Origin of the sequence: Nodosilinea sp. LEGE 06152, assembly GCF_015207525.1 — a bacterium.
GTDB lineage: Bacteria > Cyanobacteriota > Cyanobacteriia > Phormidesmidales > Phormidesmidaceae > Nodosilinea.
This window is the reverse complement of the sequence record NZ_JADEWR010000009.1, coordinates 51,394-76,272: the sequence shown is the minus strand read 5'-3', so window position 1 is coordinate 76,272 and position 24,879 is coordinate 51,394. Positions and strand designations below refer to the sequence as shown.

Sequence of the window (24,879 nt, the reverse complement as noted above, 5' to 3'; positions counted from 1 at the left end):
AGGGCAATTGTAGGGTTAATCTGGCCAGTCGAGGGCAGCGGTGCGGGAATTTTAGCTATCGGCCCAATTTTCGTCATCGTCCCAGTTCGTATCCTCAGTGTCGCCCAGGCTCCCAGCGCCGTTATTGAACGAGGGTGGAGCGTCTGCCAGGGGCTCGTCAATAGGATTCGTCTGGCCCGCTGGGGCTACTGCCGTGTCGCCGTCGCCCTCAGGCCGATAAACACTGGCGATCGCCTCAGTGTCGACAATGGTAATCCCTGGCGGCTGGCCTGAGTCAGACCTGCCTTCAGTCCGGGAGTCTGGTTTAGTCGCAGGCTGTGCCTTCTTTTTAGCCAGAGGCGAGGGACGCGGCGGAATCTCGATCACGGCTCGCTTGGGTTTGGGGGTAGTCTTAGCCTTCACGACATCCCCTACCCACGCTTTGAGACCGGTCAATCTCGCCCCCAAGGTGGCAGGCTTTTGCGGTGAGGCCATCGGCGGCGAGGTTAGTGGGGCCGGTGGCACTGGTGATTTCTGAGGGGATACTCGTTCCGAATCGGCTCCCGAACGCTTCGCGAATCGCGGCGGTCGTTTAGTCTTGGCTGACGCTGGGGTGGGGGCGCTAGCTGACTCTGCGACAGTGGGTTTAGGCGTTCGGCCTCCGGTTCTAGCAGAACCGGGTTTACCAGCGTCGATTTTTTCGGAGTCGGTTTTTGCAGCGTTCGAGCGATGGGAGACCGGCTCCAATTCATCCACAAACTCATAGTCCACATCCTTTAGGGATGAAACCCGAATCTCGCTGATGGCGATCGCCGGATCTCCCGGTCGTCTGCCAGTTTCTGTTTCAGGCAGCCAGCGGCGCAGGGGAGTGGCTTTGAGCAGGTTCAGCACCGACTGCTGGAGCTGGCGACCAAATGTAGACCAGGAGTCGGGCGTGAGGGGAGTTTGCAGATCTAGCGGGGTGCGCTTGCGGCGCAGGGTCAGGGTTTGCCAACCCAGCCAGCCCAGCAGCACCACACTCGCCAGGTGCCCCAGCAGCTCGGTCGGCGAGGTTTGAACGGCGCTAAACCACAGCACCAGGCCGTAAAACCCGCCTACCCCACTCCAGAAAAAATCGTGGCGGCGGTGCACTTCCGGGAAAAAAAAGGCGGCTCCGTACATGGCAATGCTGCCCAGCCAAACCGCGATCGCCAGAACCTGAACCCCCATAGCGCTTGGTGCATCCGCAAGTCTCAACACCACTACTCTATCGCGGCTTGTCAGGTCAGACCGCATTCTGTGTAGATACCCTTCTTAATTTGTCTGGGTCAACACGGCCAGCTCTCACCTACCCACCTACTGACCTACTCACCTACCTCCTGGCTAAGCCGCCCCTGCTTTTTTAGAAAACAGCACCAGCACGGTCTTGATAATTAGCTGAACGTCGTAGGCTAGGCTCCAGTTCTTCTGGTAATCCAGATCCATTCGAATAACGTCCTCAAATTTCTTCACCGTTGAGCGACCGTTCACCTGCCACTCGCCAGTCATACCGGGCTTGACATCCAGGCGCTGCCACTCGGGCACCTTGTACTGCTCAATTTCATCGGGGGTTGGTGGACGCGTGCCTACTAGGCTCATGTCGCCCCGGAGCACATTCCAGAACTGGGGCAGTTCATCTAGGCTGGTGCGGCGTAGAAAACGGCCTACTTTGGTGATGCGGGGGTCGTTCTCGTTTTTAAACAGCGGCCCTTCCACCTCATTTTCAACCTGAGCCTTGAGGGCTTCGGCGTTGATTACCATCGAGCGAAACTTCCAGATCTCAAAGCGTTTGCCCATCCACGAGCACCGCACCTGCTTAAAGAGAATCGGGCCGCCGTCTTCGAGCTTAATGGCCAGCACAATTGGCACCGACAGTACCGCAGTAATGGCCAGACCTACCAGGGCTCCCACAATATCTAGCGCGCGCTTGCCCCTAGAGGTCACCGATGGATGCGCCGTCAGCGCCACAAACCGCATTTCGGGTTTGGCAACCGGGGCTTCTGGCTCCCCTGACACCGCCTCAAAAGTGAAAAGCTGCTCTAGATCGGTGAGGGCCAGCACCATGCGAACCTGTTCCTGTACGCCTCGCAGCACCATCTCCACGCCTTTGGCTTTGCAGGTGCGGTAGCAGATGACCAGGGCACCCAGACCGCTGCTGTCAATAAATTCGGTTTGGCTGAGATCAATGATGATGGACTCAGGGACTGGCTGACTGAGGCAGTGGTGCTTGACCTGTTTTTCAAACTCAACCGCCTCAACAACGGTTAGGGTAGATGGCACTCCAACGACACAAACGGTGCCTAGATCCTCGGCTGCGGGCTGGTGGGCAACTACCTGTGGATCTTGATCTGGAGCAATGGATGAGGTCATACCGGCATCCCTGGTAATGGTTAGTGCAGTGGTTACTGTGAGGATTCCCCCAACAATGCAAACTATAGAAGTCTCTTCCTGGGGTTGCCCTGCCTCCGACCTCAACTTCAACGAGTCTTAATAAGTCGTTGATGAGTTGGTTAGGAACAACGGCGTGTTCCTTCCCTTGACGGACGCAGGGCATTGCGGTTCCAGCGCAGACCCCGTTGTGCCCTAAGCTACCAGCAACTGCCGCAGTACGTAGGGCAAAATGCCGCCGTGGCGGAAGTACTCTACCTCATCTAGGGTGTCGATGCGGCACAGCAGGGGCACCGTGGTGGTGTCCCCTTCGACCCGATGAATGACCAGGTTAACCGTCATGCCGGGCTGAATGCCGCCGCTGAGGCCGGTCAGGTCAAAGATTTCACTGCCGTCGAGGTGCAGCATGCCCCTGTGTACCCCATCGACAAACTGGAGAGGCAGCACGCCCATGCCTACCAGGTTGGAGCGGTGGATGCGCTCGAAACTCTCGGCCACGACCGCTTTAACCCCCAGCAGCCGGGTACCCTTGGCGGCCCAGTCGCGGGACGACCCGGTGCCGTACTCTTTGCCTGCGATCACTACCAGGGGAGTATCGCTGGCCTGGTACTTCATGGCCGCATCATAAATAGACATGTCGGTACCGTCGGGCATGTATTTGGTCACGCCACCGGAGGAACCGGGCACCATTTCGTTCTTGAGGCGAATGTTGGCGAAGGTGCCGCGCATCATCACCTCGTGGTTGCCGCGCCGCGACCCGTAGGAGTTGAAATCGGCAGCTGTCACGTTGTTGCCCACCAGATAGCTACCCGCTGGGCTATCGGTTTTGATCGCCCCGGCGGGGGAGATGTGGTCGGTGGTGATGCTGTCACCCAAAATGGCCAGGGGGCGTGCGCCAACAATATCGGCAAAGGCCTGACCGTTGACGCTGGGGGCCATATCGGCAAAGTAGGGCGGGTTTTGGACGTAGGTGCTGTCGCCGCTCCAGGTGTAGGTTTGGCTTTCTGGAGTGGCGATTTGCTGCCAGTCGGCGGTGCCGGTGAACACGTTGCCGTAGCGGCTGCGGAACATTTCGGGGGTGAGGGCCTCAGTCATGACCGCCTGAATTTCGGCGCTGGTGGGCCAGATATCTTTTAAGTAGACGGGGCGACCGTCGGGGTCTTGGCCAATGGGGTCGGTTTTGAGATCAATGGCCAGGCTGCCTGCGATCGCATAGGCCACCACTAGCGGCGGCGAGGCCAGGTAGTTGGCCTTGGTGTGAGGACTCACCCGCCCCTCAAAGTTGCGGTTGCCCGACAGCACCGCACCCACTACTAAATCGTTGCCATCAATGGCGCTGGCAATTGGGCCAGATAGGGGACCAGAGTTGCCAATGCAGGTGGTGCAACCATAGCCGACCAGGTTGAAGCCCAGGGCATCCAAGTCTTCCTGGAGGTTGGCTTTTTCGAGGTAGTCGCTCACCACCTGACTGCCGGGGGCGAGGGAGGTTTTAACCCAGGGTTTGACGGTTAACCCCTTTTCTCGAGCTTTGCGGGCAACCAGACCTGCACCGATCATCACCGAGGGGTTAGAGGTATTGGTGCAGCTGGTGATAGCGGCGATCACCACGTCGCCGTCGGTAAGGCTGTAGTCGGTGCCCACCACAGGGACGGAGCGCTTCTCGGCGTAGGGCTTACCGCTAAAGGCGGGGAAATCAGAGTCCTTAAACTGCTGAGCAAGGGCCGCCAGGGTGACGCGATCTTGAGGCCGTTTTGGCCCAGCTAGAGACGGTTCTACGGCCGCTAAATCCAGCGATAGCGAGTCTGTAAAGATGGGGTCGGGGGCGTTGGCCTCACGCCAGAGCCCCTGGGCTTTAGCGTAGGCTTCGACCAGGGCGACGCGCTCTGGCTCACGGCCCGAGAACTCCAGGTAGCGGATGGTTTCGCCATCGATAGGGAAGAAGCCGCAGGTGGCCCCGTACTCGGGAGCCATGTTGGCGATGGTGGCGCGATCGGCCAGGGTGAGGTGGTCGAGGCCGTCGCCGTAGAATTCGACAAATTTGCCGACCACGCCCTTGGCCCGCAGCATTTGCACCACGGTGAGCACCAGATCGGTGGCGGTAGCCCCTTCCGGCAGCTGCCCGGTGAGCTTAAAGCCCACTACTTCGGGAACCAGCATGGAGATGGGCTGACCCAGCATCGCCGCCTCAGCCTCAATGCCGCCCACGCCCCAGCCCAGTACCGAGAGGCCGTTGATCATGGTGGTGTGGCTGTCGGTGCCGACCAGGGTATCGGGGTAGGCAATGGTTTCGCCGTTTTCGGTTTTTGTCCACACGACTTGGGCTAGATACTCGAGGTTGACCTGGTGGCAAATGCCGGTGCCCGGCGGCACCACGCGGAAGTTGTCGAAGGCGTTTTGGCCCCAGCGTAAGAAGGCGTAGCGCTCAAAATTGCGCTGAAATTCTTTCTCGACGTTTTGGCCAAAGGCGTCGGCGCTGCCGAAAGCATCGACCATCACCGAGTGGTCGATCACCAGATCTACGGGGGAAAGCGGATTAATCTTGTCGGGGTCGCCGCCCAAGTTGACCATGGCGTCGCGCATGGCGGCTAAATCGACTACGGCGGGCACACCGGTAAAGTCTTGCATCAGCACGCGGGCGGGGCGATAGGCAATCTCGCGCGAGGAGGACTGCGTTTGCAGCCAGTCGGCCACCGCCTGTACGTCGGTCGCCGTGACCGATCGCCCGTCTTCGTGGCGCAGCAGGTTTTCGAGCAATACCTTGAGGCTGAAAGGCAGGCGGTCAATATCACCCAGGATGGCGGCAGCGGCGGGCAGGCTGTAGATGGTATAGGTGGTGCTGCCTACGGTGAGGTGGGTTTTGGCGTTAAAGCTGTTCACAGGGCTTGGGCTCTCCGAGTCGCGACGGGAATCATGGTTAGAGTGTTCCAGCTAAACACCCATCGAGAATGTGAGTAGACCAGCCCACTTTGCTGGAGCTTGGCGTCTGGGATGCGGGTGTTTTTTAGATGGAATACTCTCGGCGTTGCGATCTTATTACATCTGCTGCCCTGCTGTGCTGTAGGCTGTGTTGCCAATCGAGCCCCAAGGAGCAATCTGCTCTAGCGAGTTGGCCCCTTAGAAAATAAACCGCCAAACAGCGATCGCTTTTCGGCCGTGGGCTTAGCTGTAGTCTCAGAGCTGCCAGAGCCGCGCTGGGGGGGCTCGGTCAACGTTACCTTCAGCTGCTGGGCATATTTGAGGGCGACGGCGTTTTTGGGGTTGAGGCGCAGGGCCTGCTTAAAGTGCACCTTGGCCATCCCCGTCAGCTTGCTGAGCAGATAGGCCTGCCCCATCAGGCAGTGGTAGCTGCTGTTTTGCGGATCGATTTTGAGGGCGTCTTTGAGTTCTTGAATGGCCGCCTGAACGTTTTTACCTTTGAGATACTCCTGGGCACGGCTGTAGTGGCGCTCGGCGTACATTAGCCCAGAGGCTGACTTACCATCGACAGGTGAGTCGGTCAGCGGCGCAGGCGAGTTGGGCACTGAGGCGGCGGTCATCAGCCCGGTTCGCTTTTCGCGAATGACCGGTGAGCCCATTTTGCGGCGCAAGTAGACTAGATTTAGCTCGCTCAGCTGTTGGGTGCAGGCCTCAAAATCGGCCACCGACCCGTACTGGCGATCGCATAGCCTGTCAACCGCCTGTTCGTAGAACACGTCAACCTCAGGCTCGGGCACCTCCAGCAGCTTTTTACTCTGCTCGCCAGTGGGTTCGAGCGGCTGATCGCGGCTCAGGCGGCGCACCTTAAAGCGCAGCATGGCCAGCACTTCGTTGCGGCTCTTGTCCTGCTTCAGACGCTGGTAGGCAGGGTTGACTAGCTTGGGCAACACCTGGTCGGCAAACTGACGCAGCTCCGGTGCCACACTGATCAAGGCATCGGGATGGAGCTGTTTAGCTACGGTTCGATAGCGCTTGAGAATACGGCGCTCGTCTGCAGCGACCGATAACCCCAGCAGTGCGTAGGGATCGGTAAAGCGTTTTAGCCACTCAGGGGAGAAGGCAGCGTGGGGCATTCAGGGGCAGAACTAAGGGGCTCTAAGTTATCTTCACGGATTAAGGCTAACCCCATACTAGAATCCGGAGGTCAATGTCGATTCTTTACGCCAGGCTTATACTGGTTTCACAAGCCAGTTCAAAGCTGGTTCAAAGGTTTAAATTTCACGGGCTTCAAAGGTGACGAAGCAATGTTGGCACAGCGTTCCCGTCAAACAGCCGTTTTTCTAGCGTGGGCTGGGGTTTTTACTCCGGTGTCAGGCTTTCATAAGTTTTACCTGGGTCAGCCCTTTTGGGGAGCCCTCTACTTGCTGCTCAGCTGGACACAAATTCCTCGGGTTGCCTGCGCTATCGAGGGCTTTCTGCTGCTGGCTAAATCGCCAGATGCCTTTGGCGCAGTTAATGTTCCCGCCCAAGAAGCTAAGGCTGGCCTCGATCCAAAGCAGATTAATGCCTTGGCAGAAGCCCTGCGAGAGCTGGATACCCTACGCCAGGAAGGGCTGATCTCAGAGCTTGAATTTGAGCAGAAGCGCCGCCTGCTGCTCGATCGGGTAGCCTAGCCAGAGAACACGGCCAAAGAACACGCTCAGAAACATGCAGATATTGGTCGGTAAGTGGGTAGGTACGTTGTGCTGAAGCGTTGGCAAACCCTGAGGGCGCAGCTCGATCCCCTCGCTAGTCGCCTGAGCCAGGACCCAAGCTATCGATTGCGGTCTTACCAGGAGGTAGAGCAGGCCGCCCGCCTAGGGTTTGCCCTTGACGTAAACCGGGCCACGGTAGACGACTGGTTGCGACTGCCGGGGCTATCGATTCGTCAGGCCCAGGGGTTGGTGCGCCTGGGCCAGGCTGGGGTGCAGTTTCACTGTTTAGAGGATGTGGCGGCCGCCCTGGGGGTAGCTTCGGCTCAGCTCGCTCGCCTGGCCCCGGTGCTGTCGTTTTGCTACTACGAAGAGCACAGCGGTGCCCTCCCCAGTCTTAGCCTGAACCAGGCTACTGCGCTTCAGCTCTGTGCGGTGCCGGGAATGCCCGCTGCTTTGGCCCAGGCGGTAGTGCAGGAGCGATCGCGCCGCGGCCCCTACCAAGATCTTGCTGACCTGCAGCGTCGCCTGGGGCTGGCCCCCGATCTGGTGCAAACCCTGATGTATTACCTGCGTCCTTAGCGCCGCCGAAATGTACCCAAAAATGCGGTAGTGTAAGACACATTTTAATGTGGGTAAGCTCTGCAAGTCAGCCTGTGTGATCATTTGCTGATTGTTGATCGCTTGCAGATGTGCTAGATTCTTTCTCAGCTCAATAGCTGTGCTGCCTAATTCAGCTTTTGCTGAAGCGGAGGAACCAACTCTTGGGGCTTATCTCAGGGCGAATCGTATCGCCAGAGAAGGGGATCTCTCACCCCTCGCCCGTCAGCTAACTCCGTCGGCCTTGGGAGAGAACGTACTGGAAGCTTTTTCTAGCGCTATCCGTAGTTCTCCTACGATTGTTAACCCCCTCGATGAAGGCTACTCATCGGAGGGTTTTTGTATATCACCACAACAGGAGACAGGGTATGGAAACCTGGTCTGGGATCACCGCGTCGGTGGTCTTTTTTGGGGTCTTGGCCCTAATTGCTACCGAGCGACTGCACCTGACGATCGCTGCCTTTTTGGGGGCCATGCTGCTGATTTTTCTGCATGTGTTGACCCTCGACCAGGCGATCGCCTACATCGGCAAAAGTCATGCCACCCTGGCCCTATTTTTTGGGGTGATGGTAATGGTGCGTGCCTTTGAGCCCACCAAAATTTTTGAGTACTTGGCCACCCAGATAGTGATCATGGCGCGAGGGGAGGGCAAGCGCCTGCTGCTGGGCATTGTGGCCATTACCACCCCGGTTTGCGCCATGCTGCCCAACGCTACCACGGTAATGCTGCTGGCTCCGCTGATTCCGCCCATGGCGGCAGAACTCAACGTTAATTTTGTGCCGCTGCTGATTTTGATGGTGTTCACGGCCAATAGTGCCGGTCTGCTGACTATTGTGGGCGACCCGGCCACCTTTATTGTGGGCAGCTCGATCAATATGTCTTTTTTAGACTACGTGATGAAGCTCAGCCTGGGGGGCGTCATTGCTGTGGGCACCATCGTGGTCATGCTGCCCGTTCTCTTTCCCAGCACCTGGAACAAGAAGCTGGCTGACCTCGACCACCTGCCCCACCCGGTGATCAACCACCCCCGGATGCTGGCTCTAGGCGGTGTAATTGTGGCCCTGGTGCTGGGACTGTTTGTGGTGGGCGAGAGCTTACCTGTGCCTATTTCGCCTGCGGCGATCGCGCTGTTGGGTGCCGCCCTCTGTCTGCTGCTCACTCACCACAGCGGCATTGACACCGTGCAAAACATTCTGCGCGATGTCGACTGGAGTACGCTGGTTTTCTTCATGAGCGTGTTTGTACTGATCGGCGGCCTGCAGGAGACCGGCGTAATTAGTTCGGCCTCGGGCTTGTTGGGGGTCGTGATTGGTCAAAACATTGCCTTAGGGGCTATGCTGCTGCTGTTTGTAACCGGCATTCTCTCAAGCCTGATTCCCAACATCCCCCTGGTGGTGGCAATGGTGCCCCTGCTGAAGGAATACCTGGTGAATGTGAACCTGGCGGGGCCAGAGCTGCTGTCGCCCGACTTTGCCGGGCAAATTCCACCGGAAATTTTACCGCTGTTTGCGGCAATGATGTTTGGGGCCACCCTGGGGGGTAATGGCACCCTGGTGGGTGCTTCGTCAAACATTGTGGCGGCAGGCATTGCCGAGCAGCACGGCAAACCCATCTCTTTTCGGTTGTTTTTGAATTACGGCCTGCCGCTGATGGCGCTGCAGCTCATGGTCATTAGCGTCTACGTCGGAATTCGGTTTTTGCTGTAGGCGGACCGGCATCGCCCCCACCCCAATCCGTCATGCCCTAGAGCAATTTTCTAGGACTGTGCTGGGGTTTCATTCAAAAGACTGGGGACTAGAAGATTGGGACACGCATTCCCGTCGCCAGGGCTCCGGCGATCGCGGCCGAAACGGCAGTTGTAAGCGCTGTCATTGACAACCACCACGCGGCGGCGGCCGCCGCTTTGCGGGTATTGTTCAGGCGTTCTTGAGCCTGGGCTTTGACAGCATGTGTGCGAGCCTGTAGCCCTTGCTCAAACTGCTCTACCTGCTGCATCACCTGACTTTTCAACCCCTGGGTTTGAGGGATCAAATCGTCCTCCACCCACTGCTGCGGTTGATTGATCAGATCCTGGGCGGTCGAGCGTACGCTGCCAACCAGTTGCTCGACGGGCCGATCGGTAAACTTACCTAACGGCAGGCGATCGAGGAGTGTATCCCAGTCGATCTGGCTGAGCTGATGTAGAACCACCAGGGTCGCCGCTGTGGAAAAAGTTAGGCCTTCAGACACATGTTTCTGAAGCATGGCTTCCGGTTCAACGTTGGCTAAGAACTGATGGTCAAGCTTACGCACAGCTTCTGTAACGTAGGCTGTAATAGCCTGAAAAACTTCTGGGGAGGATGAGGGGTCTGCTTCAGGCTGTTCCTGTACAAATACCGCCTCCGGTGGGGTGGTGAGCTGCTGCCAGGCTGTTTCAACGGCTTGCAAAATCTGCCGACGCTGCTGCTTGCTTATCGCTTTACGTTTTTTCAGCACCGCTTTTAACTGAGTTTGGTCTAAATTTAGTTGTTTAGCTGAAAAGCTAGATTTTTCCAGCGCCTCCTCTAACAACGCGTTTAATTTGTAGTGAACGCGCTCTGGTGTCAGCTGTTTTGAACTGGCGTGACGTAGGTACAGCTCTAGCTCTTGCTTTAACTGTAGATTTACGTCCTCAAGGGCTGGCTTAGATCGCTGGAGGGAGTCATCAACCTCTAAACGATCGGAAGGATCGCCCACGGGTTGGCTAGGCAACAGTTCGAGAGCAACAGGGCTCAAGGCTTGCTGAATTTCCTGCTGAACTATCTCAACTATTTCCTCCTGAGACAGCGGGGTATTGTTCTCGTTTTGAAAGGGGGCAGCGACAGCGGCTAGCAACTGGCGCAGCCCGCCTGTAGTTGTACTTAAAATGGCATCGAGCACCTTGCCAACTGCGACCGAACTGGCCCAAGTCAGGGCTAATCCGTAGGCTGACCAGATCACTATCCCCGCGATCGCTCCTAAAACAGGGTCGTCTAGTCGGCTAAATTTTGCCGCCAAAAAACAAGCGCTAAACAGCACTCCATTTGTGCTCAGAAGTAGTCCCATACCAACCCAAAAACCCGCATACCTGGAGTTTTTGGGGCCGGTTTTGGCAATGCCGTGCCGATTTTCGACAGATTTTGCCGTAGGCGTCAGGGCCGGATCTGCCGATGGAGAAAGCCGAAAACCCAAGGCTGTGACGCCAATGGCAAAACCAAAACAAGCCAGCAGTAAATGAAAGGCAAATGCCGTGAGCAGGCCAATTAATAATGCCGTTAGCAGTGTACTCCCCACAGCGTACCTATCCTGTTACTTACTCTTTTTGTTTTTCCTACCTTTCTTGCCCTTTTTCCCTTTTTTTCCATTTCGCTGAAAAGGGGTTGAGCCAGCATTGGCCAGAATTGATTTCACCTGGCTAACGGCCTCATTGATAACTACAGCTACGGCTTCCTGGGTAGCACTAGCGCTATCCTGGCCCGCCTCGACGGTGTTGCCTACCACGTGTCGCGTTTTGTCTGCCGTGGCCTGAGTGCCCGCGATCGCATTCTCGATCTGACTAACGACAAAGTCTCGCGTTTGGTCAGTTCCCTCTTCAGCGTCGTCGATCAAATCGTCAACCTGATCTTGAGCAATACCTGCCGTTACAGCCGTTTTTTCTTTAGCATTTCCAAAGCCTCGCTCGACTTTATCTCCTACCGCGGATCGACCGTTAGCTACGGTACTTACTACCGCGCCAAGCGCATCCGATGCTGGTGAGGCAGTGTCAGCGATCGCATCCTTGACTCCACCAACAATATTTTTAATTGAATCGTTGACAGGATTCAGCTGATTTTGAAGCGTCTTTTGAGGGTTTGATTGAGCGGCCGATTTAGATATTTTGTCAATAGCAACCTGTGAAACTTCGGCAACCACAGCCGCTGCTACTGCCGCTCCCAGTTCTCGCGGGCTCATTCCCAAAACCGTGGTATCGCCTTGGGAATTTTTGCCCTCTGACTGATTAGATTTGGCTTTCTTTTTGCTCTTCTTCTTCGACCCCATTGTTTAACCTCTCGTTTTCGACTGATAAGACAAATTTGTTTAGGGGCAACTACCCAGACAATCGCATTTTCGGGCAGGCCATTGGCGTACCGCCCTGGCTTTAGCTTTTGCACCAGAGCCTTTCACCTTAACGGCGGCTTAATCTGAATGCGTCTGCTAGGAGAGAGAGATGCGCCCCAGCAACGGTCAAGCCGAGGTTTGAATCAATCACTCATGTGGTTAGCAAGGCACCCTCAACGATAACAACAGCCATAGCTCTTCCCCGATTGAAGTCGTTGGTGAAGCCGCCCCAAAGGGGCTAGGGACGGCTATTTATTTTTAAGGGCAAGTCCAGCTCAGCATCTGAAGTTTTCCTACCGGCAAAGCTTCACTGGCTGGACTTAAATTAGGTTTGAAATCCTGCTCTGGCCCAGGTGGTACGCTTAAGGCATATTTTTCTTCGGGGCCGATCTAATGCGCGTAGAAGCTTGCTGCCAGGCCCTGCTTGAGCACCTGTTGCCCGAACTCGACCCCCAGCGGCAGGGCCTTTGTATCGATGTTGGGGTGGGTACCTTTGCCTTTTACTGTGAGCTATTTGCTCGACTGGGGTTTGCCACCGCAGCGGTGGAGCCTTCCCCAACCGACAAACTGCGGGTCGTTTGTGGGCAGTACCCAATTCAGCTAATTGAGCAGTGCCTATCGGACCAGGTGGGCACCCAAACCCTGCACATGGGCCAGTTTGCCAACCTGGCCAACAGCAACTTTAGCTCGCTGGCGGCCGACTGGTTTGGGGCTTCGACCATCACTCGCTCAGTGCCTACCCTAGATCTTGCCGCGCTGCTTGAGCAAGTGGCCGCTACCCGCATCACCGCCTTTAAGCTCGATGTTGAAGGGTGGGAGCCGGTGGTAATTCAGCAGTTTGCCGACCTGCCCGCCGAGCTACTGCCCCAGGCGGTTATGTTTGAGTACGGTGGCGGCAGCAGCCGTGCCCTAGGAGAAAAAGGCTGGTCGCCCAGGTTTTTTGAGGGTACTATGACTTGCCTAAAAACCCTGCAGCAGCTAGGGTACGACTTCAGCATTATGGTTGACTACGCCTCGGGTACTCAGGCCAAGGTGTTTGACCTGCAGTCCTTAGATTTAGCTCGTGAGTCACCTTTCTACGCCAACGGGGTCTATGGCAATATTCTCTGCTTCTACCGCCAGCGCTTTTCGATCGCAACCATACATAAGGTCTGTGCTCCCTACGGCGGCGGCTTGGCTAACTGGCTAATCAGCAAAATTGTGTCCTAAACGCCAGCCCTGGGGCAGCGCTACTGCCCCAGCCCGTCGGGAACCTGCTTGTCGTCGTAGTAGTTCCACAGAGAGGCCACCGGTTCTTCCGCTTCCAGGTTAGTGCCTGTTGGGCTGGTGCTAACTGGGCTGGTGCTGACTGGGGCATCGGCGGCGGCGACTAGAAAGGCGTTGGGATCGGCCTGATAGGCGGCCAGCAGGGCTTTTTCTTCGTGGGAAAGATCAGGGGAACTATCCTGCTCCATTTCTAGAAAGGTAGTTTCTACCAGCTCCATTTGCTCTTCAGCTACGCTGAGTTCGTGGTGGGTCTCGCCGTTGAGCAGCTGCTCTAGGGGCTGCAGCTCGGCCACGTGGCTAGAGAGAGCCTGCAGCCGATCTTCGTAGGTTTTAGTCAATTGCTGCAGCTCCTGCAGGTGCTGGGTGGCCTGCTGGTCTAGGCGGGCCTGGAGAATGGCTTTTTCGGTTTCTACGGCTTTGAGTTTGGTCTGGTGATCTTTGAGCGCCTTAAGCAGGGGTACGACCTGCCCTTTCAAGGTCATGTGATCGACATCGAGCTGGTGAAACCGCTCAGACAGGCTGACGTAGGCGCGGCACAGGCGAGTGTAGCGCTCCACCATCTGATTGACGTGCTGAAAGTTTCTCACTGCCGTCTCCAGGCGATCGGTGGCCATAGCAACATCCTGTCCGTAGGAGTTAGGGGAGCCAGAACGAACCTCCCCCACCATTCTGGAAAAGGAGCCGCACTGATAAGTAGCCTCTTAACTACCACGGTTGTCCCTAAAATTTCAAGCCTTAGCAGATACATTGACGCTAAAAATTTAGCGACTGGGTCAAGTCGCTAAATATACTTGCCCGAGCTGGTTGTTTTTCAGAAGCGGTTTTAGTTAATGTGTCAGAATGATTGGGTTACTACCAGCCCATTTTTGCCCCCCCACTGGCAGTGCTGTGCGTACCTACAAAAGCCAGAAGATCGACCAGAACGCTGACTACCCCTGCCCCTGTCGCCGGAATGGCTGCATCAAGCCCATTACCCTGACCGAGGCCTTTGGCTGCGATCGCTGCCAGCAAATTTTTGTTGTCCAAGACGACGGCTACGTAATTGAGCAGCTCTCCACCCACTATCCCTACAAGCGGATCTGGCGGTGGACAGGGCAGCAGTGGCGGCTAGATCGCTCTTCCCTCGGCGTTAGTTACTTGCCCCTGGTGGTGCTGGCGGCCTTTGGGGTAATGGTTTTCTTTTTGCTGCTGGCTACCCTGCAAACCCCTGATGGTGCCCAGTCTATAGCGCGGTTGCTGACCACCCTGGCCGTATCGCTGGCGGTGGTGAGCATGTTTTGGCTAGCCTCACGGCGTTAGCACTATGGTGGAATTAGCGACCCAAGCAGACTTTAGCGCCGCAGTCGAGCAGGTGCGCCAGGCCAGCCACGTTTTGGTTGCAGCTGGGGCAGAAACCCAAAGCCGCCTGCTCGAGGTTGTGGCCAGCACCATTGAGGCCAGCCTCGACGATATTCTCGAAGCCAATACCCTCGATCTCGAAGCCAGCCTTGACATGGCCGTACCAGAGCGGGTGTTGGACTGGCTCAAACTCACCCCCGAACGACTGCAAACCACCGCTAAGATTTTGCGACGATTGGCCTACCTCGGCGATCCGCGCGGGCTGTTGCACCCTGCTCCCAGCCGCCTGAGCAAGGCCGTAGCAGGCTACGGTCAGGTGGTGCCCCTGGGCGTGGTTGCCCTGGTCTACGAGGCGTTCCCAGAGCTGGCGGCGATCGCGGCGGGGTTGAGCCTGCGCACGGGTAACGGCCTCATTCTCAAGGGCAGCAACGAAGCTAGCCAGACTAACCAGGTAATTTTGCAGGCTCTGCACCAGGCGCTCGACCAGGTGGGCCTGCCTCAGCACTGCATTCTCTCCCTCACCGAGGAGCAGGGAGATGTGGCCCGCTCCTGGCTGCTGCAAGATCTCGGCGTAGATCTGATTATTCCCTACGGGCGACCGGGGCTGGTGCAGCAGGTTGTGCGCCAGGCCGGGGTGCCGGTGCTGCCGACGGCTATGGGCAACTGCTACCTCTACTGGTCGGCCTCGGGCCAGCTCGACACGGTAACCCACATGATTTTAGACAGCCACCGGGGCGAGCCCGACGCCGTCAATGCGATCGAAAAGGTGCTGGTGCATCGGGGCTGTAGCCCGTCGGCCCTGGCTCAACTCTGTCACACCCTGTGGGATCACGACTTTGAGGTGCTAGCTGACGAGGCCCTGCTGGCCGATCTACCCAACGTTAAACCAGCTACCGCCGCCGACTGGAGCCGCCCCTTTTTAGGTAAAACCGTTGCCTTTGGCTCAGTTGAGAATGTCCAAACCGCTGTCGCCCTAATCAATCGCCACAGCAGTGGTCACGCCAACGCCATTGCCACCGAAGCCTACGCCGAGGGCAGCCGCTTTACCCAGCTGGCCACCAGCGCAGTGGTCTACGTCAACACCTCTCCTCGCTTTGTGCGCAACCCGGCCCAGGCCGCCGCGATCGCCCTGGGTATGACGGCCCAGCGGGGCCGCTGTAGTGGGTTTGTGGGCCTGAGCGCTCTACTCACCACCAAGCACATTTTGCAGGGCCTAGAGTAGTTTGTGAACGTTGTTGACCGGGCTATATTAACCAGGCCATGATTGGTGCTCTGATGTTTAGCGCTTGATTGATACAGCCTAGCCGCCTACAACTTTAACCGGAGAGCGTTAATTTCATCGGCAATATACTTGCCAACGGTTTTTCCAGAACACTTGGTCTCCCACCAGTCTAGCGTTTGCTGGTGGAGCGACTGTAGCAGCATTGGGTTGTTGAGCAGTTTGGTCAACACCGGCTCTAAATTTTGCCAGCTGCCAATTTGAATGATGGGGGCACCATTGTAAAACCAGCGAGACGGCAGCGATTCCACAATAATGACACAGCCGTAGCGCATGGCCTCAAACAGTCGGTAGGTTTCTAGGGTAGTCCCCCTTGGGGCCAAACAAATTTTGGCATTCATCAAGTCTTGACTGTAGGTACTCTGCGGTGTGTAATTGGCCCCAGCAAAACCAGCTACAAGCGTTAGATGAACTTGGAACTCAGGGTTATTGTCCTTAAACCTTTTCAGGTTGGCAACCATTTCCTCGCGAGAATGGGCTTTTGGAGTTTTAGACCAGTACCGCAGTGACCAGACCGGATACTGATGCTGAACGACACTGCCGTCAAAAAACACGTCGCAAGTACGGTCTTGAACGGGCTTGATGGGCAGGTTTTCAGAATTAAAATACCCTGGCGGAATGTCGTAGATAGGAACTATCTTGCTTCTCCCTAAAAGCAAGGACTTAATTTTCTTGAGCCTGTATCTAATTTTTTTGGCAAAGCGATGAGCGAAGTTCTTGGTCGATTGCCCCAGCACCAAAAATTTGAAGTAGGATGGCTTCAAAAGGGGCCGATAAAGATTTAGCTGCTCCCGGATCTGACGAGTTCCGTAGCACTTAAATACCCCGCCAACCTTGTCAACATAGTCTGGGATTCGGTAAAACTCATCGCCCAGGATTAAAACAAAAACATTCTCACCATAGGAAGGCATTTCCTTCATCTCAGTCATGGTGACGTAAAAAATTAAACCCTGGTTGGGCAAAGCTCTATCAACAGCCTGCAGCACCTGCCCAAAATAGTCAACAAAGCCACAGTTGTCAGGTTCAGGGTCATAAATATTCCAGGGTACCAATTTTTTGTCGACGTACATAAAAAACTGATTGGTACTCGAACCAAGTAGATGGTCAAGCCCTATGGTTGTCTCTTTTAAGATGTATTGATCTGAGCGTTTTCTTAACATAATTTTCACTCGGAGATTTTTATGCAGCCAGCGAATTTTTACCGTTTTTATCTAAACTCAATCAAGTTAAGATGTGGAGTTCGCTGATGCGAACAATTCAAAGCCCAGACTAGGTTTAACCTACAACTATTAAAAAGCCAGTTGACTATCGCAAGTCTTACCGCCCATTTCAACAGCTCGAGACGCTACAGGGTAATACCTCTACGAGATGCTCAGTTATGAACTGAGGCGCTGCAAGCCGAATCTAGTATTACTTAATCGTTTGCCGATTGGTCTTGCTGTACTTGTCATTTCGCCAAACCTTTTCAAGCATGAAAGTTATTCCTTTGAAAATTTGAAAGCTCTACTCTGAGTTTAGATACCCCTTTGGTTAAACTTTTGATATTCAACATGCGGCTAGACTATATAAATATTTATGATTTTGAACGCCCAGGTTTTTTATCACTTGAAGCTTAGGAACTCCGAAATCGACAATGCTTGGGCACACGTAATCGGTTAAAAGCCGAGTAGACCTGCTCTAAGCAAAAACTTTGAAGACAAGGTCAAGCTCTTAACAAAAATTAGTGCGTGCGCTGCACGGGTAGACGGCTGTCCTATGAAATTAAACTGTGATTAAACCGAAGTTAAACTTGAGTGTTTGGATTCTATGCCCAAAAAAAACGGCTAGTAACTTTTCTGGACTTGGCTTCTTGTTCTATTTAATCAACTGTCCTGTTTTATTAAAATGGCGTAAACTTGCTTACTGACGCTGAAAAATAGTGCATCTAGCAATCCTGTGTGAATTGCGAAAATGCGTAGGGCAGGCGAGACGCCTGCATGGTCGAGATGCCTGCCCTACCTTTACAAACTAGCTTGGATTGCCTTATACCAATCATCTATGCCACTAGCGCGGCACCCTCAACGATAAAAACAGCCATAGCCGTTCTCTGAGCGAAGTCAATGGGGACGGCCGATTTCAGGGCAGCTTCAGCTTAAGACCTGTCGTTACACCGTCTGCAGAAATTTCTGGCGAACTCAAATTGGGGTTGGTTCCACAAAAGCGTCTTGTGTGCTGCAGTTAAAGCTCGGCAGCAGTTGTTGTCGCCCGCAAAGAAGTGTACCTAGGGCGCGATCGCCTGCCCCAGGCGGTCAATGGCGCGATCGCCGCCAAAGCGCTGGGCAATAATGTCGTCGTAGGTATCGGCGATGGTCACCACCGAAAGAATACAGGTCTGTAGCTCCATCAAATCCATGTTTTCGCCGCCGAGCACGCTTTCGGCAAACAGCACCTGGTTGGCCTCGTCGAGGTGAAAAGCCCCAAACCGCATGCGGCGGTTTTCGGTGAGCAAAAAGTGCATGAGCTGATCGTCGATGGTGCTGCCGATGGTGACGCAGCTGGTGGCCCGCACCGTCGCCAGGTCAGCTTTTTCCCACGGGTGCACCTCCCAGGGCAGTACCTCAATTTCGACTAGGGTCGAGCCGTAGAGCACGTCAAACCGGGGAATATCGGAGTAGGCCCGCAGGCTGTCTTTAAATAGGGTAGCGGTTTGTAGGTAGTCGGCGACTTTGGTGTAGGTAAGCGCCTGAACGGTGCTGGCAAAGGAGATGGGCATGGGGAGGGAGAGGGTGGATGGGTGGGAGGGTAGATGGGCGGGTAGGGTCGCAGGGTGGGCAGCGCCCAGCATTGCCTCTGGGTGGAGCAACCCGCTTTCCGCCAGCCCCTACAGGATGAACATCTTTTGGTCGAGGGATTTGGGTGCGTGGGAATCGGCAAACTGCTGCGGGCTTTCGTCAGACTCTAGCCGCCCGTCGACCAGGTTGATGATGCGATCGGCCACGTCGAGAATGCGGTTGTCGTGGGTGACCATGAGAATGGTGCAGCCTTTCTCTTTGGCCAAGTGCTGCATCAGCGTCACCACGTCGCGGCCCGACTGTTTGTCGAGGGCGGCGGTGGGTTCGTCAGCGAGGATAAGCTGGGGCTGGTTGACCAGGGCGCGGGCGATCGCCACCCGCTGCTTTTGCCCACCGCTCAGGGCCGCTGGCTTGTAGTCGGCCCGCTCGGCCAGCCCCACCTGGCTGAGAATATCGACCGCCTGCTGGCGCTTGCCGCGAAAGTTGCCGGTCAGCTCCACCGCCATTTCGACGTTTTGGGCGGCCGTCAGCGACTCAAACAGGTTGTGGGCTTGAAAGATAAAGCCAATGTTGCGGCGAATCTCGACTAGCTGGCGGTTGCCCAGGCCCACCAGTTCTTGCCCCAGCACTCGCAGGCTGCCGTCGGTAGCCGATCGCAGCGCCCCGATTAGCGTCAGCAGCGTGGTTTTGCCCGAGCCAGACGGGCCGGTCATGATCACAATCTGACCGGGGTGCAGATCGAGGCTGATGTCGTAGAGTACCTGCTTGCGCAGGTCGCCTCGGCCAAAGAAATAGTTGAGGTGGCGCACCTGAATTGACGCCTCGGCGGCAGGCGGCAGACCAGAGGTCGTGGAACTGGAACGGGGTGCAGTCATAGCCCAAATACCTCCGCTGGGTCAGTGCGCTGCACCTTGCGTACCGCAATGGCACCGGAAATCAGGCACATAATAAAGGTCATCATGTAAATGTTAACGACTCGCCGCAGGGTCAGCTGAAACAGCAGCCCGGTCACGGCAGCCCCCAGGTTGTAGAACAGCGCGCTGATCAGTAAACCAGGAATAAACCCCAGCACCGATAAAATAACCGCTTCTTGAATTACGACCCCAAACAGGTAGGCGTTGTCGTAGCCGATCGCCTTGAGGGTGGCGTACTCCGACCAGTGGTCGGCCACGTCGGTGTAGAGAATTTGGTAGACCAAGATAATGCCCACCACAAAGCCCATGGTGGTGAGCAGCGAGAAGACAAAGCCAATGTTGGTGTTCTCTTCCCAGTAGGTGCGCTCGCGGGCGATAAAGCCCTCGGGTCCGTTCATGGGCAGCACCAGCACATCCTGGGGCAGGCCGTCGCGTAACGCTTGTACCAGGGTGTCAATGTTGGTGCCGGGAGTAATACGGAGTAGCCCAATGTCGGCGGTGGCAAAGCTGCGCTCCTCTTCTTCGGGGCCGCGATTGGCAAAAAAGCGCAGAAAATTCTGGTCGCTCATGATCAAGTTGCCGTTGCCCGAGGCAAAGTCAGTGCCCAGGCTAAAGGTTCCCACCACGCGAATCTCGCGATCGGCGAGTTCGGTAATGACCCCGGTTTCGCGGGGGCCGACCTCAGCGCGCGATCGCTCGTCGATCATGGCCGTATTTGGCAGCCGCAGCTCCTGCTGCCGGGCCAGCACCTCGGCCATGGGCAGCACCGGGTCGGAGGGGTTGTAGGCAATTACTCGCACGGGGCGGGTTTTGCGCGTGTCGGGGTTTTTCCAGCGGGCATCGCTGATATAGATGGCGTAGGCTCCCTCCACGCCGTCGAAGGCCTGGGCCTGGTACAGACGGCGGCGGGCAAAGGCGCGCGGCACAAACATGTTTTCTTTAAGCCGGTTGATGATCACAATGTCACCGTTGAGCCGACTGAGCAGCTGGGTCTGGCTGTCGTAGAGGGCGTTTTTGAAGCCCGTGAACAAAAACATTAGCAGCACTGCAAAGGCCACCCCGGCCATAGAGGTGAGGAACTTCTTGCGATCGTGAATCAGATTGAGGAGAGCGAGGGGGGTGCGGCGCATAGGGTAGTGAGGTGGCGGTAGGGTGGGCAGTGCCCACCATTGATCTCTAGGACCGAATGGATTGTTGGCTGGGTGGTGCTGGCTGATTAAGCAGGGGTGGGTGGTGGGCAGTGCTCACCCTACTGGGAGGCTGCGCCCCCGCCAGCCGAGGGCAATCGAAGAGCATGGGGCTAGCAACCCCAGAGATTGGCTGATCCACGGCGGGAAACAGCATCGGCAGAAAACGTTGGGTCATGCGAGTTATTCTGAGTGACTGGGTGAATGGATGGTCTTTTGGCACAAGGCGATGCCTCAGACAGTGGTTGCATGCCAGACAGCCACATGCCAAACCGGCTGCATCCCAGTTCCAGGCTCTAGATTTTTTGATGTAAGCGGTCATGCAAATACCTCCGCTGGGTCAGCGGTAACGGCTTTGCGCACCGAAATCAGCCCTGAGAGTGCGCACATAGAAACGGTGAGCATAAACACAAACACCACGCGAAACAGAGTCATCTGCATAGGCAGGGTGCCTGAGGTGGCGTTGTAGGCCAGTTCATAGAGCCCCAGGGCCAGGGCAAGACCGGGTACATAGCCCATCAGAGCCAGCAAAATGGCTTCCTGAATTACGGTTTTGAACAGATAGCCGCCGCCGTAGCCGATCGCCTTCAAAGTGGCGTACTCGCGCAGGTGGTCGCGAATGTCGGTGTAGAGAATCTGGTAGACAATCACGGTGCCCACCACAAAGGAGACCACCACCCCCAGGCCGAAAATAAAGCCAATAGATGTGGTTTGAATCCAAAACTGGCTCTCTTTGAGGATGATTTCGGGCTTGGTGTAAACCTCTACATCGGCGGGGAGTTGATCCTGCAGGGCCGCTTTGACGCGTTGGGCATCGGCCCCTGGCTCCAGCAGCACTAGCCCCAGGTTGACCTGGTCGAGCGGTCGCGGGTTGAAGTAGCGGCGAAAGTTTTGATCGCTCATGATCAGGGTGCCGTCGGCGGCAAAACCGCCCCCCAGGTCGTACTGGCCGACGATGGTAATGCGGCGGCGATCGGCCTCGGTCTCAAGGCCCACGGTTTGGGGGCCAAACTCGGGCCGCGATCGCCGGTCAATAAAGGCGCTATTGGGCTGCTGCAAGGCTCGTCTGCCCTCGGCGGTATTTAGCTCCGGCATCAGAAATACCGGGTCGCTGGGGTTGAAGGCGTAGACAAACAGCGCCCGACTTAGGCTGGTCTCGGGGTTTTTCCAGAGCGCGTACTCGGCGTAGAGGGGCATGGTCTGCCGCACCCCCTCGATACCTGCTGCCTGGTACAGCCGCTCGCGAGGAAACGCCTTGGTGGAGCTAATTTCTAGTGACTGCGGGGAAATTAAAAAAATGTCCCCGTTGAACTCGTCATAGAAATTGGTAGTGGTGCTGACCAACGCCCCCAGAAAACCCAGGTTCATAAACATCAGCAGCACCGCAAAGGTAACCCCGGCCACGGCCACGAGTAATCGGGGGCGATCATGGCGCAGGTTGTACCAGGCCAGGGGAATACGGGGCAGGGAGGGAAATTTCATCGCCGCCTCCTAGGATTCAATGTCGATGGCGACATCCACCTGCAGGTTGGTGAGCGCCGCTACCGCCTCGCTCTGGTCAACCGCTACCCGCACTTCCACCACGCGGGCATCGGCATTGGCGGCGGGGTCGTCGTCGAGCACGTCGTTTTTGGCAATTTGCAGGCCAATTTCGCTGACGGTGCCGGTCAGGGTTTCGCTAAACGCGCCGTTGCGGCTAGTAATGGTGACAGGCTGGCCCAGCTCCACTAGGCCAATGTCGGTCTCGTAGACCTCGGCCACTACCACCATTTGGCGGGTGTCACCGAGGGCCAAAATGGGGCCATCGGCCGGCGCTACGGCCTCGCCAGGGTAGGCAAAGATGTCGAGTACCTGCCCAGCCTGGGGCGATCGCACAATTGTACGGGCCAGCTGAGCTTCCGCTAGGGCCAAACTCTGGGCGGCGGAGTCGACCTGGCTGGCCACCTCGGCGCGGGTACTGGTGGCCCGAGCTGAAACCACCTGGGCCTGGGCGTTTCTAATGTCGCTGAGGCGGGCTTGCTCGAGCCGCTGTTTGGTCGCCTGGGCGTTGCCCAGATCGGCGCGCAGGCTATTTACGGTAGCCTGCTGCCGATCGAGTTCCTGGCGCGAGATCGCCCCCGATGCATTCAGTTCTTGAAACCGGGCCAAATCAATTTCGGCCACATCCAGCTCGGCCTGAAGGCTTTCTACGGCGGATTGCTGGGCGGCGATCGCCGCCTGCTGCGGCCCGTCGATCTGCCCGACCCGAGTGCTGGCCTCCTGCACCTGAGAGTTGCCCAGGGTCGTTTCGGCGGCGAGCTGGGCGCGGGCCTCGGCCAGCTGACTGGCGGCTACGTCGCGCTCGGCCCGGCGTACATCGTAGGTGTCGAGGTAGGCAAGAACCTGGCCCTGCTCCACGCGATCGCCCTTCTGCACCTCCAGGCGATCGATGCGACCGGCTTCGGCCGTGGCTACATCAATAACGCGACTGGCAGGCTCAATCCGTCCCAAAGCGACTACCTTGACTTGACGAGGCGGCGGCAGCTCGGCCTGCTCACGGGCGGCCTGCCGGGTTTGCAAAACGTTGCGCACGGCCAGGGTAGACCCAACTCCCACCACCAGCAGAGCCGTAATCAATAGCCAAAAGCCCGGTTTTTTCCAAGGCTGAGTCGAATGGGCAGACATAGAGAGCAGCCGATAACTGCCTTGAATTTAACTGAACGGTGTAGTTTAGTCAATGCCTCAAGGTTTAGCTTTTTCTGCCCTCTAGTCGTCGCTACAGGGTTTAGAAAATTCCTCGCAGTGGTCCGTTGGCAGTGGCTATAGGCTAGACCACTACCCCAGTTTTGCGGTTAGTCGTTGAACAGTCTTAGACGAACTGGCCAAAGCCATCAACCAGGCATCGGGCAGCCCAAAAAATGTCTCCTGTTTTTTCGCTGCAGAGGGACAGGCGCGGGTGGCCCCACGCCGGGTGGTGGGGCAGTGCCTCCCGCTTCGTATTTGTCTGCAGCACGGTGGCTAGCGCTAGACCAGGGCCATGCCCCAATCAAGGGTTGCCCTCATCAGGGACTAACAGAGGCGTCACCAGGCGGAGGTTGGGTGGCAGCAGGATCGGTGGACAGGCCAGCGGGTGCAGCCGTGGTCGTGACAGCGGGCAGGGCCACAGGTGCGGCAGGAGGCGCGGCAGCAGGCGCAGCCGTGGGCGGAGCCGCTGGTGCCTCGGGGAGGGGATTGACCACACCGGGCGGGGCATCGTTGTAGCGTCGCAGTTCTTCTACCGGAGAAAGCGAGTTGAGTGGGCCATCCTCTACCCCCTGGGGGCTAGAGACGGGAGCAATATCGGAAATCAGGGCGGGGTCTAAAATCGAGCCTTCCTGCACAAATGGGGCCTGCTGCGCTAGGGCTTCCATTAAATTGGGACGCAGGGCAGACAGCGGTTCGCCCGCAGGGGGTCGGTAGGTGGGGTCGCCTAGCTTTAGATCCGCCATCAAATCACTGGTTTGGTAAAACTCCAGCAGGTCGAATTCAACAATTTGCAGGTTCGCTCCGTTGACGAACGCCATCTGACCGCCGTAGAGCGCAAACTCTTGCCCGGTGCTGGTATCGGTCACTAGCACTGGACCGGTGGGGGCAGTGGCTAGCGCCATGACCAGCGTTAGCTGCCGAGAGGGAACGTAGCGCACCACGACGGCGGTGCTGTTGAGCCCCACAGTGGCATTGGCCGTTTGAACGGTGGTACGGCCTTGTCCGGGCGGTACAAAGACCGCCGCCGTGCCCCGACTGAGGTATAAATTACGGGTATCTGGCCAAAAGCGCAGGCTGGCCTGCTCGCCCAGTCGGGTTAGTGACCCATCGTTGAACAGTGCCTCGGCCCTAGCCATGGTGCTAGTGCTGAGGGTTTCGCCGGGACAAAAGCAGTCGGCAACGGCGGCTGGGCGAGCCACTCCGCCAGCCGAGAGCAAGCTTACCTGATTGGTACTACTGCTCAATTTGGCCCAGGTCCAGGGTACCTCTGCCAGTGCTGGGGATGCGATCGCAACACTGCCGACCGTTGCCAGCAACATTGCCAAAAAATTGTCGGTACGGAAAACCATAGCGGTGAAAAGTGACCACGAATTACAGCAGGGCTACAGCCTTGAGGTAGATGCGGCCGAGATGTCCTGGCCCTTAAATGGCCAAGGGGTATGGGTAGAATACCCCAGCACTGGCGGTATGGCTCTAGGGGCAACGCCCATAGCTGGAGGGAGGCAGCACCACCGAGGACACGTTTAATAGGGCACATTGCATACTGACCTCTATGGTAAGTTTCGGGCAGCGGCATTTTGCTCCAATTCATAAATCTTGTGCCCCGATTGATTAAATATTCGGTGAATATAGGTTTTAGTTTCAGGAATCTTCAGCCAGATCAGTGATTCTTCTGGTGACAATGCAACCCACGTTTCTCTAGGCAGACTCCAT

At 56.7% G+C, this 24,879-nt stretch carries 20 protein-coding genes and 1 riboswitch; of the genes, 6 read left to right on the top strand and 14 right to left on the bottom strand.

What is annotated here, in order from left to right; all coding sequences use genetic code 11:
- Positions 1–51: 51 nt before the first annotated feature.
- The 4 genes from IQ265_RS13565 to IQ265_RS13550 all read right to left on the bottom strand — a co-directional run bounded on the left by IQ265_RS13565 (position 52) and on the right by IQ265_RS13550 (position 6,434).
- Complete coding sequence (locus tag IQ265_RS13565; protein WP_194054430.1) at positions 52–1,188, bottom strand: Ycf66 family protein; 1,137 nt, start codon at positions 1,186–1,188, stop codon at positions 52–54.
- Positions 1,189–1,341: 153 nt separating this feature from the next.
- Positions 1,342–2,367: an anti-sigma factor antagonist gene (locus IQ265_RS13560; RefSeq protein WP_194054428.1), complete on the bottom strand. Its 1,026-nt coding sequence runs from the start codon at positions 2,365–2,367 to the stop codon at positions 1,342–1,344.
- Positions 2,368–2,580: 213 nt separating this feature from the next.
- On the bottom strand, positions 2,581–5,262 hold the full coding sequence (acnA, locus tag IQ265_RS13555; RefSeq protein WP_194054426.1) for an aconitate hydratase AcnA: 2,682 nt from the start codon (positions 5,260–5,262) through the stop codon (positions 2,581–2,583).
- Positions 5,263–5,483: 221 nt separating this feature from the next.
- Positions 5,484–6,434, bottom strand: coding sequence for a tetratricopeptide repeat protein (locus IQ265_RS13550; protein WP_194054424.1), 951 nt, complete (start codon positions 6,432–6,434; stop codon positions 5,484–5,486).
- Between the two features lie 171 nt (positions 6,435–6,605).
- Here IQ265_RS13550 and IQ265_RS13545 point away from each other — a divergent pair, with 171 nt between their 5' ends.
- From IQ265_RS13545 to IQ265_RS13535, 3 genes are all read left to right on the top strand, one after another.
- A complete protein-coding gene (locus IQ265_RS13545; RefSeq protein WP_194054422.1) occupies positions 6,606–6,974 on the top strand; it encodes an NINE protein in 369 nt (122 codons plus the stop codon).
- Between the two features lie 69 nt (positions 6,975–7,043).
- Positions 7,044–7,574, top strand: coding sequence for a ComEA family DNA-binding protein (locus IQ265_RS13540; RefSeq protein ID WP_347404963.1), 531 nt, complete (start codon positions 7,044–7,046; stop codon positions 7,572–7,574).
- Between the two features lie 133 nt (positions 7,575–7,707).
- Positions 7,708–7,850: riboswitch (cyclic di-AMP (ydaO/yuaA leader) on the top strand.
- Positions 7,851–7,960: 110 nt separating this feature from the next.
- Positions 7,961–9,298, top strand: coding sequence for an SLC13 family permease (locus IQ265_RS13535; protein WP_194054419.1), 1,338 nt, complete (start codon positions 7,961–7,963; stop codon positions 9,296–9,298).
- An 88-nt stretch (positions 9,299–9,386) separates the two neighbouring features.
- Here IQ265_RS13535 and IQ265_RS13530 read toward each other — a convergent pair whose 3' ends face one another.
- The gene (locus tag IQ265_RS13530) at positions 9,387–10,883 is read right to left on the bottom strand and encodes a hypothetical protein (protein WP_194054417.1); all 1,497 of its coding nucleotides are present in this window, start codon (positions 10,881–10,883) and stop codon (positions 9,387–9,389) included.
- Between the two features lie 15 nt (positions 10,884–10,898).
- Positions 10,899–11,627, bottom strand: coding sequence for a hypothetical protein (locus tag IQ265_RS13525; protein WP_194054415.1), 729 nt, complete (start codon positions 11,625–11,627; stop codon positions 10,899–10,901).
- A 453-nt stretch (positions 11,628–12,080) separates the two neighbouring features.
- Between IQ265_RS13525 and IQ265_RS13520 the strand changes: the two genes are divergently transcribed.
- A complete protein-coding gene (locus tag IQ265_RS13520) occupies positions 12,081–12,896 on the top strand; it encodes an FkbM family methyltransferase (protein WP_194054413.1) in 816 nt (271 codons plus the stop codon).
- 20 nt (positions 12,897–12,916) lie between these two features.
- Here the strand turns inward: IQ265_RS13520 and IQ265_RS13515 are convergent, their stop codons facing one another.
- On the bottom strand, positions 12,917–13,567 hold the full coding sequence (locus IQ265_RS13515; protein WP_194054411.1) for a hypothetical protein: 651 nt from the start codon (positions 13,565–13,567) through the stop codon (positions 12,917–12,919).
- Between the two features lie 274 nt (positions 13,568–13,841).
- Here IQ265_RS13515 and IQ265_RS13510 point away from each other — a divergent pair, with 274 nt between their 5' ends.
- Positions 13,842–14,252: a hypothetical protein gene (locus IQ265_RS13510; protein ID WP_194054410.1), complete on the top strand. Its 411-nt coding sequence runs from the start codon at positions 13,842–13,844 to the stop codon at positions 14,250–14,252.
- Positions 14,253–14,256: 4 nt separating this feature from the next.
- On the top strand, positions 14,257–15,513 hold the full coding sequence (locus tag IQ265_RS13505; protein WP_194054409.1) for an aldehyde dehydrogenase family protein: 1,257 nt from the start codon (positions 14,257–14,259) through the stop codon (positions 15,511–15,513).
- 86 nt (positions 15,514–15,599) lie between these two features.
- On the opposite strand, the gene IQ265_RS13500 is transcribed toward IQ265_RS13505, so the two are convergent.
- The 7 genes from IQ265_RS13500 to IQ265_RS13470 all read right to left on the bottom strand — a co-directional run bounded on the left by IQ265_RS13500 (position 15,600) and on the right by IQ265_RS13470 (position 24,515).
- A complete protein-coding gene (locus tag IQ265_RS13500; protein ID WP_194054408.1) occupies positions 15,600–16,730 on the bottom strand; it encodes a glycosyltransferase family 1 protein in 1,131 nt (376 codons plus the stop codon).
- A gap of 1,100 nt (positions 16,731–17,830) precedes the next feature.
- Positions 17,831–18,322: a hypothetical protein gene (locus tag IQ265_RS13495; protein WP_194054407.1), complete on the bottom strand. Its 492-nt coding sequence runs from the start codon at positions 18,320–18,322 to the stop codon at positions 17,831–17,833.
- Between the two features lie 108 nt (positions 18,323–18,430).
- A complete protein-coding gene (locus tag IQ265_RS13490) occupies positions 18,431–19,216 on the bottom strand; it encodes a DevA family ABC transporter ATP-binding protein (protein WP_194054406.1) in 786 nt (261 codons plus the stop codon).
- Positions 19,213–20,385, bottom strand: a complete 1,173-nt coding sequence (gene devC, locus IQ265_RS13485; RefSeq protein WP_194054405.1) for an ABC transporter permease DevC — start codon at positions 20,383–20,385, stop codon at positions 19,213–19,215. Before devC (IQ265_RS13485) ends, IQ265_RS13490 begins: the two co-directional genes overlap by 4 nt.
- 375 nt (positions 20,386–20,760) lie before the next feature.
- Positions 20,761–21,924: an ABC transporter permease DevC gene (gene devC / locus IQ265_RS13480; protein WP_194054404.1), complete on the bottom strand. Its 1,164-nt coding sequence runs from the start codon at positions 21,922–21,924 to the stop codon at positions 20,761–20,763.
- 9 nt (positions 21,925–21,933) lie between these two features.
- Entirely contained in the window at positions 21,934–23,106 is a 1,173-nt protein-coding gene (locus IQ265_RS13475) for an efflux RND transporter periplasmic adaptor subunit (protein WP_228037881.1), read from the bottom strand.
- Between the two features lie 377 nt (positions 23,107–23,483).
- Positions 23,484–24,515, bottom strand: coding sequence for a FecR domain-containing protein (locus IQ265_RS13470; RefSeq protein ID WP_194054403.1), 1,032 nt, complete (start codon positions 24,513–24,515; stop codon positions 23,484–23,486).
- Between the last annotated feature and the right edge of the window lie 364 nt (positions 24,516–24,879).

Bases quoted from the DNA above. Each gene is read 5' to 3' on its own strand.
- IQ265_RS13565 (WP_194054430.1), bottom strand. From the start codon at position 1,188: ATGGGGGTTCAGGTTCTGGCGATCGCGGTTTGGCTGGGCAGCATTGCC.
- IQ265_RS13560 (WP_194054428.1), bottom strand. From the start codon at position 2,367: ATGACCTCATCCATTGCTCCAGATCAAGATCCACAGGTAGTTGCCCAC.
- IQ265_RS13550 (WP_194054424.1), bottom strand. From the start codon at position 6,434: ATGCCCCACGCTGCCTTCTCCCCTGAGTGGCTAAAACGCTTTACCGAT.
- IQ265_RS13545 (WP_194054422.1), top strand. From the start codon at position 6,606: ATGTTGGCACAGCGTTCCCGTCAAACAGCCGTTTTTCTAGCGTGGGCT.
- IQ265_RS13535 (WP_194054419.1), top strand. From the start codon at position 7,961: ATGGAAACCTGGTCTGGGATCACCGCGTCGGTGGTCTTTTTTGGGGTC.
- IQ265_RS13525 (WP_194054415.1), bottom strand. From the start codon at position 11,627: ATGGGGTCGAAGAAGAAGAGCAAAAAGAAAGCCAAATCTAATCAGTCA.
- IQ265_RS13520 (WP_194054413.1), top strand. From the start codon at position 12,081: ATGCGCGTAGAAGCTTGCTGCCAGGCCCTGCTTGAGCACCTGTTGCCC.
- IQ265_RS13515 (WP_194054411.1), bottom strand. From the start codon at position 13,567: ATGGCCACCGATCGCCTGGAGACGGCAGTGAGAAACTTTCAGCACGTC.
- IQ265_RS13505 (WP_194054409.1), top strand. From the start codon at position 14,257: ATGGTGGAATTAGCGACCCAAGCAGACTTTAGCGCCGCAGTCGAGCAG.
- IQ265_RS13500 (WP_194054408.1), bottom strand. From the start codon at position 16,730: ATGTTAAGAAAACGCTCAGATCAATACATCTTAAAAGAGACAACCATA.
- IQ265_RS13495 (WP_194054407.1), bottom strand. From the start codon at position 18,322: ATGCCCATCTCCTTTGCCAGCACCGTTCAGGCGCTTACCTACACCAAA.
- IQ265_RS13490 (WP_194054406.1), bottom strand. From the start codon at position 19,216: ATGACTGCACCCCGTTCCAGTTCCACGACCTCTGGTCTGCCGCCTGCC.
- devC (WP_194054405.1), bottom strand. From the start codon at position 20,385: ATGCGCCGCACCCCCCTCGCTCTCCTCAATCTGATTCACGATCGCAAG.
- devC (WP_194054404.1), bottom strand. From the start codon at position 21,924: ATGAAATTTCCCTCCCTGCCCCGTATTCCCCTGGCCTGGTACAACCTG.
- IQ265_RS13475 (WP_228037881.1), bottom strand. From the start codon at position 23,106: ATGTCTGCCCATTCGACTCAGCCTTGGAAAAAACCGGGCTTTTGGCTA.
- IQ265_RS13470 (WP_194054403.1), bottom strand. From the start codon at position 24,515: ATGGTTTTCCGTACCGACAATTTTTTGGCAATGTTGCTGGCAACGGTC.